Genomic DNA, 11907 nt, shown 5'->3' with positions numbered 1-11907 from the left:
ACGGTTCACCTCTGCCGCTGGCCCTGGTCCACCGTGAACTCACCGTTGGGCTCGAGCTGGGGAATGTACCGGAGTCTGCGCCCACAGTCCCCCTGGCCGCCGATCTGGCAGCCACTCAACGCAAGCTCCGGTGGAAACCGAGCGCCATGGAAGAGGTCCTTACCCTTGACCTGCGCAAGCCAAACCAGCTGGCCCGCTCGGTTCTGCTGCACCGGCTGGCGCTGCTTGGAGTGCATTGGGGCACACAGAGCGAATCCGGCCGGACGACGGGCACGTTCAAGGAGGTGTGGACACTGAACTGGGAGCCGGAGCTAACGGTGGCCGTGGTGGAAGCCAGCCGCTACGGCACTACGGTCGCCTCCGCTGCCGCGAACTGCGTGGCCGAACGCGCCCAGGACGCAGGCAGCCTGACGGCGCTCAGCGAACTGCTCGCAAGCTGCCTGCTCGCTGACCTGCCGGACGGCATCGGCGGCGTGGTGTCGGTCCTTGCCGAGCGCACCGCCTTGCAACAAGACGTCGCGCCGCTGCTGGAAACCATCGCCCCCCTTGCCCGGACCTGCCGGTACGGCAACGTGCGCGGCGTGAACGTCACGGGCGTACGGAAGATTCTTGACACGACGGTTGTGCGGGCGTGCGTGGGGCTGCCCACTGCCTGCGCCGGGCTGGACGACGAGGCCGCCGACACCATGCGACGCGCCGTCGATTCGGCCCAACAAGGCCTCATTTTGCTGCCCGACCTGCCACCGGACGACTGGCACCGGGCGCTTGCCGCCGTCGCAGGCTCGGACGGCATCCACGGCTCGGTGGCAGGTCGGGCCACGAGGCTCCTTCTGGACGCAGGCCTGGTCGACGGGAACGACGTCGCGGCGACGCTGAGCCGGCGGCTCTCGATCGCCACTCCCTCACGGCAAGCCGCCGCTTGGCTGGACGGCCTCATCTCCGGAGACGCAACACTGCTGATTCATGATCGGCGGCTCCTGCAGATCGTGGACGACTGGGTCGCCGGGGTGGACGACGCCATCTTCGACGACGTCCTGCCGCTCCTGCGCAGGACATTTTCAGCATTCAGCCGGCCGGAGCGGCGCGAGATCGGAGAGCAAGTCAGCCGCATTGGCGACAAAGTGGGCATCGTCAGCCAGACCGACCTGGACCTGACCGCCGCGGGCCCCGCGGTCCGGACGATGGCCAGGTACCTCGGATGGGAGGCGATCGCGTGACCGACGCAGATACCGACGACCGCGGCCGGTTGGGCCGCTGGCGCCTTGTGCTCGGCGGCCATGAGGCCGACGGCGTCACCACAGCGGAGGGACACAGCGTCGTCCTCTCCACCGCTGACGCCCGGCGCGACCGGGCCCTGGAGGACTTGTACGGAGCCGAAGAAAAGAAGGGCCGCGGGGGTCTGGGCGCGTCCAGCCCTCGCGTTGCCCGCTGGCTCGGCGACATCCGGGGCTATTTCCCGTCCACGGTGGTCCAGGTGATGCAGGCCGACGCCATGGACCGGCTCGGCCTTCGGCAATTGCTCCTCGAGCCGGAGATGCTGCGAACCGTGCAGCCCGACGTCGGGCTGGTGAGCACGCTCGTCGGCCTCGGCCGTGTCATCCCCGAGCAGTCACGCGAGACCGCCAGGACAGTCATCCGTCAGGTGACGAACGAGCTTGAGGACCGTCTGCGCTCCAAGACGATACAGGCGCTCTCCGGAGCATTGAACCGGGCGGCACGGACACGACGGACCCGGCATCGGGACATTGACTGGAACAGAACTATCGCCGCAAATCTTAGGCACTACCAGCCCGCATACCGGACGATCGTGCCCGAGCGTCTGGTCGGGCACACCCGGCGCAGCACCGAGGTCCAGCGTGAAATCATCCTGTGTATCGACCAGTCCGGGTCGATGGCCGAGTCCGTGGTCTACTCCAGCGTGTTCGGGGCGGTGCTCAGCTCGCTGCGGTCGGTGCGGACCCGCCTGGTGGTCTTCGACACGGAGGTTGTCGACCTGACGGACGAGTTGGACGATCCGGTTGATGTGCTCTTTGGTGTGCAACTCGGCGGCGGCACGGACATCAACCGCGCCCTGGCATACTGCCAGGACCAGATCACCCGGCCCACCGAGACGATTCTGGTGCTCATCAGCGACCTCTACGAAGGCGGCATTGCGGAAGAGATGCTGCAACGGGCGGCCACGATCGTCGGGTCGGGGACGACCATGATCGCGCTCCTGGCGTTAAGCGACAGCGGTCATCCGTCGTTCGACTCAGACCATGCCAGGGCACTTGCCGGAATTGGCGTCCCGGCCTTCGCCTGCACGCCCGACCTGTTCCCGGATCTGATGGCCGCGGCCATTGAACGCCGGGACGTGGGCGAATGGGCAGCCGCCCAGGACATCCCGACGAGCCACGAGGGTTAAAGGGTCGGCGGCTTGCCCGGCACGGTACCCGGTCCGGGAAAGACCGGGAAACGGAAGTTTCCCCGAAGGTGGCTACGTGTTGAGGTCCCAGTGGACACGGATCGCCTCGGCAACCGGCCCAGCGGTGACATCAATCCGGAAAGCAACGGGCGCGGTCCCAGTCTCCTCGATGACGGCGTCATGGTAAACGCGGCCGCAAGAGGAGCACAGGGTGTAGAGATCCTCGTCCTCAGGCCAGGTAGCCAGCCCCGCGGGCACGGGAACGTTTCCGCCAATGTGTACGGGCATTCCCTCCGAGTTGGCCTGAATCAATCCCTCGCTGCTGACGGTATTGCCGCAAACGCAGGTGATGGTGGTGACGTCATGATCGATGACCTCGGCGAATTCGGTATCCATGATCAGCTCCCCTCAGGTTCCGCAGAAGGTTCGGTACGGGCCAAAGCTTTCCGGGGCGGCAGCGGCGTAGCGCTCGAGGCCGGACCGCTCGTCGAAAGGTGCGGCGACTGCGTCCAGCAGCCGTGCCAGCGGATCCAGGTTTCCGCCGGTAGCGGCCGCCAGGGCCTCCTCCACCAGGTGGTTCCGCGGGATGTAGACCGGGTTGACCCGGTCCATGGCGTCAGCATCCGGCGCCAAGGCACGCCAGCGCCCTACCCAGGCATCGAAGGCTGCGGTGTCCAGGACCTGGGCCCGCGCGGCTTCGGCACGGCCGCGGGCGGCATTGCCGAGGTGCCGGAAAAACGAGGTGTAGTCGGCCCGTGACTCCTGCATTAAGGCCACAACTTCATCCACGAGAGCCGAGGCCACGTCGTCGTCGAGCCCGTCACGGAACCCCAGCTTGGCCTTCATGCCTGCCGACCAGGCGTCACTGTACTGCCGGCGGAACTCGCCGAGGGCTCCCACCGCGAGCTCCACCGCCTGCTCCTCGTCATCGTGGAGCAGGGGCAGAAGCGACTCCGCGAGCCGGGCAAGATTCCACTCCGCCACCACCGGCTGGTTGCGGTAGGCGTAGCGCCCGCTCTCGTCGATCGAACTATAGACGGCGGCCGGGTCGAAGCCTTCCATGAAGGCACACGGCCCGTAGTCGATCGTTTCGCCCGAAATCGTCATGTTGTCGGTGTTCATGACCCCGTGAACGAATCCGACGAGCATCCACTGGGCCACCAGCGAAGCCTGGGCGGATATGACCGCTTGGAAGAGTGCTAGATAGCGGTTCCCGGCCTCCGCGGCGGCGGGGTGGTGACGGGTCAGGGCGTAGTCGGCGAGGCGGCGAAGGAGGCCGATGTCGCCCGTGGACCGGGCGTACTGGAAGCTGCCCACGCGCAGGTGGCTGCTGGCTACCCGGGTCAGAATGGCGCCCGGCAGGAGCGTTTCGCGCTGCACCGAACGTCCCGTCGCGACGACGGCGAGGGAACGGGTCGTGGGGATGTGCAGCGCGTGCATCGACTCGCTCACGATGTATTCGCGCAGCATGGGACCGACCACCGCCTGGCCGTCCCCGTTGCGGGCAAACGGCGTGCGTCCTGATCCCTTGAGGTGGACGTCGCGGAGCTGCCCGTCCGCGTGCCCGATCTCGCCCAGCAGGAGCGCGCGCCCGTCGCCGAGGCGGGGGGCGTACCAGCCAAACTGGTGGCCGGCGTAGGCCTGCGCCACCGGACTGGCATCGGCAGGGACGGCGTTGCCGGTCAACAGGCGCAGACCCTCCGGACTCCGGAGGAAGGCCGGATCGAGGCCCAGCTCAGTGCCGAGGTGCTCGTTGAGCACCAAAAGGTGCGGCTCGGGCGCCTCCTCCGCGCGCCAGGGAATGGCCATCTCCTGGAACTCCCGGGCGAAGCGGCCATCAAATGTGACGGTTGAATGCGCGGTGCCACTCATCTTTCAAGGATACCGGCCACAGCGTCAGCAATGCCGCTGGTCGCGGCGGAGCAGATTCGGGCCGGTGCCATGACGTGGCGCGGAGCTGGTGGCAGGATGGGCGCATGGAACTGCACATCACGGGCGACCCCGCCGCCGACCAACTGCTCAGCAATGACGCGTTCGCACTCCTCGTTGGCATGCTGCTTGACCAGCAGGTGACCATGGAGTCTGCGTTTGCCGGACCCGAAAAGATCCGGACGCGCATCGGGTCCATGGCCCCTGCCGCAATCGCCGAATACGACCCGGCCGGCTTCGTTGAGATCTTCAAGGAGCGTCCATCCATCCACCGCTTCCCCAGCTCCATGGCCGGCCGCGTCCAGGACCTCGCCGCGACCGTCCAAGGCGATTGGAATGGGGACGCAACTGCCATCTGGAACCAGGACGGCCCGGACGGTGAGGAAGTGCTGCGCAGGTTGAAAGGCTTGCCCGGCTTCGGGGAGCAAAAGGCCAAGATCTTCCTTGCACTGCTCGGCAAGCAGTGCGGCCTGCAGGCGCCAGGCTGGCGTGAGGCCGCCGGCCCCTATGGCCAGGAGAGCGCATTTCTTTCCGTCGCCGACATCGTGGACCCCGAGTCGCTGAAAAGAGTGCGCGCCAGCAAGCAGGCTGCCAAGGCCGCCATCAAGGCCGCGAAGGCCTCCGAGCACTGATAAGGAGGGCCTGGATCAGCGGCTTCCAATGGCTTCGCCGGGGAAAACGATGCCGAGCTGGTTCCTGACGGCGTCGGCGGCGGCCATGGTCCGGATGGATTCGGCGAGCGGCCGCTGCGGAACCTCCAGCCGCCCCGCCGCAATGGCGCTGGCGACGGCGGCAGCCTCGAAGTGCAGGCCCTCGAAGTGCGCTCCGGCCGGCTCCTCGTAGGCCAGCCGGGTACCGTCCGGGAAGTGGACGCTGAAGTTGCCTGGCATGTTGAAGGGCCCGTCAATTGACAGTGAAGCCTCGGTGCCCACAATGGTGGCGGACGTCGGCGTGAAGTTGTGCAATTGGGTGTTCATCATGGCCTGGCGTCCGCCGGCAAAGGACATGACGGCCGACAGCTGGGCATTGACTCCGGATTCGTGCGGTTCACCGAGTGCCAGGAGGCGGTCCGGTTCGCCCAGGACGGACGTGATGAGCGAGAGCGGATAGGTCCCCAGGTCCAGCAACGGGCCGCCCGCCAGAGCCGGGTCAAAGATCCGGTGGCTGGGGTCAAAGTGCTCACCGTATTCGGCGAAGACCGTAGTAACGTCCCCGAGCATTCCGGAGTCGAGCACTTGTCGGATGACGTCGAACTTGGGCAGGAAAAATGTCCAAATGGCTTCGGCGGCGAACAGGCCGGCGTCGGCGGCCCGGCTGGCGATGCCGGCCGCCTGCGCGCGGTTGATGCCTATCGGCTTTTCGACCAGAACGTGCTTGCCGGCGTCGAGCGCCATGAGGGCGGCCTCGTAGTGGAAGTTGTGCGGCGTGGCCACGTAGACGATGTCGACGTCGGCGGCGGCCAGCTCCTCATAGCTGCCGAAGGCAGCGGTGATGCCGTGCCGTCCAGCAAAGGCTTCGGAACGGTCCAGCGAGCGGGACGCGATTGCGGCGATAATCTGCGAGGTGTGCGCCTGGACGGATTCGGTAAAGCGCTCCGCAATCCAGCCGGGACCCATGATCCCCCAGCGGAGTGGTGGTGCGGTTCGGGAATCCGGGACCCGGGACACCGGGAGTGAGGAGTTCCCGGTCATGTGCCGGCTTCCATTGTGTTGACATCGATTCGCATAAGACTCATCGCCCTTCCCTGGATTTGTCCTGACATAGTAACAAATCGCTTCATAGGTAATAGCCTCAAGAAATACCCGCTCCACCCCGGCGCCACGCACCAGGCTTCCGGCATCCTCCCTGCCGCCGAGCCCGCACGGACTTGCCCCAACCGGCTGCCTCCAGGACACCCGTCGACCGTTTGAGCGCATGTCAAGACAAACCCTTGACTGTCGGGTTAGAGCGCTCTAACGTAGAAGGCACGTGATCCAGCGCACTCCCGGAGAACGCTCCGAATTCAAAGTCCGCCCTTCAGGTCGGCCGAATCGAGGAAGTCAACAATGTCGTTGCACACAGCAAGCTCGCCCGCCTCGGGCTCGAAACATCGCGGATATCTCGCCCGTCTCACTGTCATCTCCACACTCGGCGGACTCCTGTTCGGCTACGACACCGGTGTCATCTCCGGTGCGCTGCTCTACATGCAGGACTCCCTGAACATGAGCCCCGTAGAAGAGGCCACCGTCGTCAGCGCACTGCTCTTCCCTGGTGCCGCGGTGGGCGCGCTGAGCGGCGGCAGGCTCGCCGATAAGCTCGGGCGGCGCGGCACGCTGCTCGTCTGTGCGCTGCTCTTCCTCCTCGGAGCGATAGGCTGCGCCATCGCGCCGACCGTCGGGTTCATGGTGGCGGCCCGCGTCATCCTCGGTCTTGGCGTCGGCGCCGCCGCCGTGACGTGCCCCCTCTACCTTGCAGAAATGGCGCCTGCACACCTGCGCGGACGCATGGTCACCATCAACGAACTGATGATCGTGACCGGCCAGATGCTCGCTTTTGCCATCAACGCACTCCTCGACGCCGTCATCCACKACTCCGAGGTCTGGCGCATCATGCTTGGTATTGCCTCCATCCCCGCCATCGCACTCCTGATCGGCATGCTCGCCCTGCCCGAATCGCCGCGCTGGTTCGCTATCCGCGACAGGCTCGACGACAGCCGCCGCATCCTCAACCTCAGCCGCAGCCCTGAGGAAGCCGATTTCGAGTACAAAGAAATCGTTGAGTCCGCGAATACCGCCCGGAACGAGCGCTCCAGCGCCTGGCGCGATCTGAAGAACAATCCCTGGATGCGCCGGCTCCTCTGGGTCGGCATTGGGCTCGCCGCAGCCCAGCAGGCAACGGGCATCAATACCGTGAACTACTACGCCCCCACCATCCTCGAGCGCAGCGGCCTCGGGGTGAGCGCATCGCTTGTGGCAACCATCGCCGTCGGTGTGACGTCGGTGCTGATGACCGTCCTGGGCATCTGGCTCCTGGGCTTCGTCGGGCGCCGCCGCATGCTGGTCATCGGCTTCTCCGGGGTCGTGGCTTCGCAGGCACTCCTCGCCGTCGTCTTCACGCTCCCCCAGTCGGACCTCGTCAGTTACACCATTCTGGCGGCGATGATGCTGTTCGTGGCCTTCGTGCAGTGCTTCATCGGCACGTGCGTGTGGCTACTGCTCTCCGAGATCTTCCCGCTGGCCATCCGCGGCTTCGCGATGGGCATTGCGGTRTTCGCACTCTGGACCGTGAACGCGGCGATCTCCTTCCTGTTCCCGATCCTGGTCGTCGCCCTGGGCTCAACCGGCACGTTCACCGTGTTCGTGCTGGCGAACATTGTTTCCCTGATCTTCGTGGCGAAATTCGTGCCGGAGACGAAGGGGCAATCCCTGGAAGAGCTGGAGGTGCACTTCCGCACCGGAGGCATTCCAATCATCGTGCCTCCCACGGTACCGGGCGAGAAGGCGGTATCTCTCTGAGAATCGATCGTCCGCAGCCATTGCCGCCGGGCCTCCCCCACGGGACAGACATGCGGCCGGCGTCACGCAGTGGAACCGGTGCGGTTGCCCATGGGGCGGCGGCCGGAACCGCTGTGTTTCCCGCGATACGCTTGCCGGCAGGAGGCCATTTGTCCAGGAGCGAAATGAACCAGCATGGAGCGGCCAAACGCGCCACCATTGAGGATGTGGCGCGCGAGGCCGGCGTTTCTCGCGCACTCGTTTCCCTGGTGCTGAGGGGTTCACCCAAGGTGAGTGAACAAAGAAGAGAAGCTGTTGCCACCGCCATAGCCGCACTCGACTACCGGCCCAGCAATGCGGCCCGCTCGCTCGCCAGCGGACGGACGCAAACAGTAGGAGTGCTGCTGGACGACCTCTCCAATCCCTGGTTCGTGGAGCTGCTCGACGGCATGCAGAACATCTTCCGGGAGCAGAACCTTCGGATGGTCCTCGGGGATCCCCGCTATCTGGCCCGCCCAGGAGAAAGCCCGGTGTCCGCCTTCTTGGAATTGCGCGTCGACGGCCTCGTCATCGCCGGAGACTTCTCCGCCGATGAAGACCTCACCCGCGCCACACTGCTCACGCCAGCCGTCGTCGCCGGCACCCGCGCCTTCGACCTCCCGGCAGCGGACCGCGTCAGCAACGACGACGCCGCCGGCGCCCGGATGGCCGTCGAACACCTGATTGGTCTCGGCCACAGCGACATTGCCTTCCTCACCRCTCCCACCGGGTCCGCTACCGTGCGGGCCGACGCTTACCGGGACACCATGACCCGCCACGGCTTGCAGAACTACATCCGAGTGATACCAACAGACTTGAGCGAACATTCCGGCTTTGAGGCAATGAGCCGCCTTATCGACGGCGGCCTGCCCCCCTCAGCGGTCTTTGCCGCCAACGACGTCCTCGCCGTCGGTGCGCTCTCGGCCGCGGACGAGCACGGCATCAGCGTGCCGGCACAACTCTCACTGGTCGGATACGACAACACCTATCTCGCCGGGATCCGCCACGTCTCCCTGACCACCGTCGACCCCGTCAGCCGGGACGTAGGCATCCGCGCTGCGGAGTTTCTCCTTGCCCGCATCGCCGACCCCTCCCTCCCGCCACGTACCGAAGTGCTGGCCCCGCGCCTCGTCGTTCGAAGCACCACCGCTCCCGCCGCCCACACCTGACACCCCCGGCCACCCAAGGCGGGCCGGCGGCCGCTACCCTCTGTCGTGGTGCAGTGGCCCTGACTAGACTTGAATTGCGCCGGATTAGACGCATGKATTCGTCTCTGGAGGGCAGTATCATGACAGACCGCAGCGACTCCGAATTGCCCGCGGATCAGGCGCCCGCGGACGAGAAACCAGAAGACAAGGAGCTCCGGGGCCGGTACGTCGAAGGAGCGTACGGTAAGGCTGGCGTGCAGAGAGGCCGGCACGCCGAGGACGAGGAGGGCCAATACGTCCAAGGTGACTACGGTGCGGGCGGCAGGGAGGGCGGCCTGCCCGAACCCTTGGGAGACCGAGCCAAGGAATCCGGGCGCTACGTGGCAGCCGACTACGGCGGCGCTGGTACGGTTCCGGGACGCACGGCCGGGTCGGAAATCGGCCAGTACACCGAAGGTGACTACGGTGCGGACGGTACTGTAGATCCGCTGCGCAAGGCCGGAACAGGTACGCCTGGCGAAAAGCCGATGACCGAGGCGCACGGTGGCCACGACGCTGAACCGCAGGCCCGGAACGCCTCGTCGGGTGCCGCGGCCCAGAGCGATGACTCCCGCAGCGGTGCAGATGTGCGCGAAGCGGTCGACATCGCGGAGGCGGGCACCAAGGCGCAGGGGGATCACTCGCATCCGGAACGGGCCAAGACAGGCGAGGCGCCTGTGGAGCAGGTGTTCAACGACCCCGCCATGACCGAGGGGCAGCGGACCGTGACGGACTCCGCAGAGACATCCGGATCTGTACCGCCGGGACCCTCACCCGCCGAAGCCGGATCCGGTGGCGCCCAGTCCGCGGTTGGGGCCCGGGAGTCGGACCGACTCGCGGCGGGCGAGCCGCCGGCCGCGGGCAAGCCCTTCGACGCCGGCAGCGAGGAGGGCACTTAGAGCGCCTGCCCGGGTGGGCAAGCAAGGACGTATCACGAGGCGATTCCGGGCTGGTAGGTGCCGGCGCTCCATTCCTGTCCCTGGGGATCGAATACCCGGCAGCGCCGGGCGCCCCATTGGGTGTCTTCGGGCTCGATCACTGAGGTTCCGCCCGCAGCGAGGGCGAATAACTTGGCGTCCATGCCGGAATGCTATTCCCAAGCGCAGCCGTCCGGAACTAGCGTGGCGGAATGAACTCGTCGAAGACCCCCGCCGAGATCCTCAACATTGCCGGCAACGAGGTTCGCATCTCGAGTCCGGACAAGGTGGTGTTCCCCGAACCCGGGCTGACCAAGCTCGACCTGGTCCGTTACTACCTCACCGTCGCCGACGGCGCACTGCGCGGCGCAGGCGGCCGGCCCATGGTGCTCAAGCGCTTCCCGAAGGGGATCGGCGCCGAGCCGTTCTTTCAAAAACGCGTGCCTGAAAACCACCCCGACTTTATCGACACGGCAACGCTTCACTACGCGTCCGGAACATCAGCCGAAGAGGCCGTCATCAGGGATGCCGCGGGCTTGGCGTGGGTCGTGAATCTTGGATGCCTGGACCTCAACCCGCACCCCGTGCGTGCCGAGGACCTCGAGCACCCGGACGAGCTCCGGGTCGACCTCGACCCGATGCCGGGGGTCGACTGGGCGCAGATCGTCGACGTCGCCTATGTCGCGCGGGAGGTGCTCGACGACGTCGGACTGGTGGGGTGGCCGAAGACGAGCGGTTCGCGGGGACTCCACATCCTCGTGCGCATCGCGCCCCAGTGGTCGTACCGCGACGTGCGGCTCGCCGCCGAGACCCTCGCCCGCGAGGTCGAGAACCGCGCTCCGGGCCTCGCCACCGCGCGGTGGTGGAAGGAGGAGCGCGGCGAGAGTGTGTTCGTCGACTTCAACCAGAACGCCAAGGACCGCACCGTGGCATCGGCGTACTCGATCCGGCCCCTGCCCGATGCCCGGGTCTCGACTCCGCTCAATTGGGACGAGGTTACCTCCACCCGGCCGGAACAATTCACGGTGCCCACTGTGCTTGAGCGCTTCGCGGCGATGGGCGACCCCCACGCCGGGATCGACGACGCGGTAGGGACGCTCGACAGGCTCATCAGTCTGGCTGCCGGGCTCGGCCCCGCCGAAAAGCCGCCGCGCGGCAGCGACGGCCTGGGCCGCCGGCAATCGGTAATGCCGCTCATCGAGGTGGCACGGACCAAGACCAAGCCCGAGGCGCTCGCGGCGCTCGAGGAATGGAAGACCCGGCATGCGGACCTCTTGTCAGCCCTGCATCCCGCCGACGTACTGGTCGACGGAATGCGGGGATCGAGTTCGCTCTGGTACCGGGTCCGGGTGAACCTGCAGCACGTCCCGGAAAATGAGCGTCCGCTGCAGGAGGAGCTCATCGCCGACTACGACCCCTGGGCGGGCAAAGAGTGGCCGGGGCGCCCTGGATCCTGACCGCCGGCTCCTGAACACCGTCCTGACACCGGCTCCTGACACCAAAAGGACGGGGCTCAGGCGTCCTGAGGCTTGTCCGGCTGCGCCAGGGTGTCTGCGTGGCGATGGGCGACCTTCCATTCGCCACCCTCGCGCCGGTAGACCTGGGTCACGCGCAGTGTGTAGTCCCTCGGCTCTCCGTTTACCGAGGTGCTCGTATGCTCGTACCCAACGGTGTAGGCCATGTCCCCGATCACGTCGGCAGCAATCACCTCGTGCGTGTATGACGTGCAATCCGAGAAGGATGCTTCCAGCTGATGGAAGATGCGCCCCACGTCCTCGGGACCGCTGCCGGACGTCCACGCGCCGAGCACGGTAACGGGCTCCCTTCGGGACCAGATGGCGAACCGCGGCCCGGCGTCGCCGTTATGCAGGGCGGTCTCGGCGTCCTTGAGACGCGACCCAACCCAGACCATGAAGTCATCCCGCTCACTCACGTCGAACCTCCAAAGGGCTCACTGT

General features: G+C 66.5%; 12 protein-coding genes. 7 read left to right on the top strand and 5 right to left on the bottom strand.

The window, feature by feature from the left end; translation table 11 throughout:
• Positions 1-1217, top strand: a 1217-nt coding sequence (locus AC1D1S_RS06980) for a DUF5682 family protein (RefSeq protein ID WP_476994088.1), incomplete at its 5' end; no start/stop codon positions are given.
• On the top strand, positions 1214-2404 hold the full coding sequence (locus AC1D1S_RS06975) for a VWA domain-containing protein (RefSeq protein WP_476945029.1): 1191 nt from the start codon (positions 1214-1216) through the stop codon (positions 2402-2404). The genes AC1D1S_RS06980 and AC1D1S_RS06975, both read left to right, overlap by 4 nt.
• A gap of 72 nt (positions 2405-2476) precedes the next feature.
• On the opposite strand, the gene AC1D1S_RS06970 is transcribed toward AC1D1S_RS06975, so the two are convergent.
• Positions 2477-2800, bottom strand: coding sequence for a hypothetical protein (locus tag AC1D1S_RS06970; RefSeq protein ID WP_028276623.1), 324 nt, complete (start codon positions 2798-2800; stop codon positions 2477-2479).
• 12 nt (positions 2801-2812) lie between these two features.
• Positions 2813-4276: a protein adenylyltransferase SelO gene (locus AC1D1S_RS06965; protein WP_476994087.1), complete on the bottom strand. Its 1464-nt coding sequence runs from the start codon at positions 4274-4276 to the stop codon at positions 2813-2815.
• A 104-nt stretch (positions 4277-4380) separates the two neighbouring features.
• Here AC1D1S_RS06965 and AC1D1S_RS06960 point away from each other — a divergent pair, with 104 nt between their 5' ends.
• A complete protein-coding gene (locus AC1D1S_RS06960; protein ID WP_476994086.1) occupies positions 4381-4965 on the top strand; it encodes an HhH-GPD-type base excision DNA repair protein in 585 nt (194 codons plus the stop codon).
• A 15-nt stretch (positions 4966-4980) separates the two neighbouring features.
• Here AC1D1S_RS06960 and AC1D1S_RS06955 read toward each other — a convergent pair whose 3' ends face one another.
• Complete coding sequence (locus AC1D1S_RS06955; protein WP_476994085.1) at positions 4981-6024, bottom strand: Gfo/Idh/MocA family protein; 1044 nt, start codon at positions 6022-6024, stop codon at positions 4981-4983.
• 354 nt (positions 6025-6378) lie between these two features.
• Between AC1D1S_RS06955 and AC1D1S_RS06950 the strand changes: the two genes are divergently transcribed.
• The 3 genes from AC1D1S_RS06950 (at position 6379) to AC1D1S_RS06940 (ending at position 9931) form a co-directional block, all read left to right on the top strand.
• Positions 6379-7827, top strand: coding sequence for a sugar porter family MFS transporter (locus tag AC1D1S_RS06950; RefSeq protein ID WP_476994084.1), 1449 nt, complete (start codon positions 6379-6381; stop codon positions 7825-7827).
• Between the two features lie 164 nt (positions 7828-7991).
• Positions 7992-9014, top strand: a complete 1023-nt coding sequence (locus AC1D1S_RS06945) for a LacI family DNA-binding transcriptional regulator (RefSeq protein WP_476994083.1) — start codon at positions 7992-7994, stop codon at positions 9012-9014.
• A gap of 119 nt (positions 9015-9133) precedes the next feature.
• Positions 9134-9931: a hypothetical protein gene (locus tag AC1D1S_RS06940; protein WP_243177914.1), complete on the top strand. Its 798-nt coding sequence runs from the start codon at positions 9134-9136 to the stop codon at positions 9929-9931.
• 32 nt (positions 9932-9963) lie between these two features.
• Here AC1D1S_RS06940 and AC1D1S_RS06935 read toward each other — a convergent pair whose 3' ends face one another.
• Positions 9964-10113, bottom strand: coding sequence for a hypothetical protein (locus tag AC1D1S_RS06935; RefSeq protein ID WP_476994082.1), 150 nt, complete (start codon positions 10111-10113; stop codon positions 9964-9966).
• A 48-nt stretch (positions 10114-10161) separates the two neighbouring features.
• On the opposite strand from AC1D1S_RS06935, the gene ligD reads away from it, so the two are divergent.
• Positions 10162-11406 carry a non-homologous end-joining DNA ligase gene (ligD, locus tag AC1D1S_RS06930; protein WP_476994081.1) on the top strand — a complete coding sequence of 415 codons (1245 nt, stop codon included), beginning with the start codon at positions 10162-10164 and terminating at the stop codon, positions 11404-11406.
• Positions 11407-11462: 56 nt separating this feature from the next.
• Here ligD and AC1D1S_RS06925 read toward each other — a convergent pair whose 3' ends face one another.
• Complete coding sequence (locus tag AC1D1S_RS06925) at positions 11463-11882, bottom strand: nuclear transport factor 2 family protein (protein WP_476994080.1); 420 nt, start codon at positions 11880-11882, stop codon at positions 11463-11465.
• Positions 11883-11907: the final 25 nt, after the last annotated feature.

Source organism: Arthrobacter sp. P1_A5, assembly GCF_056406825.1.
This window is presented reverse-complemented; position numbering and strand designations above follow the sequence as displayed.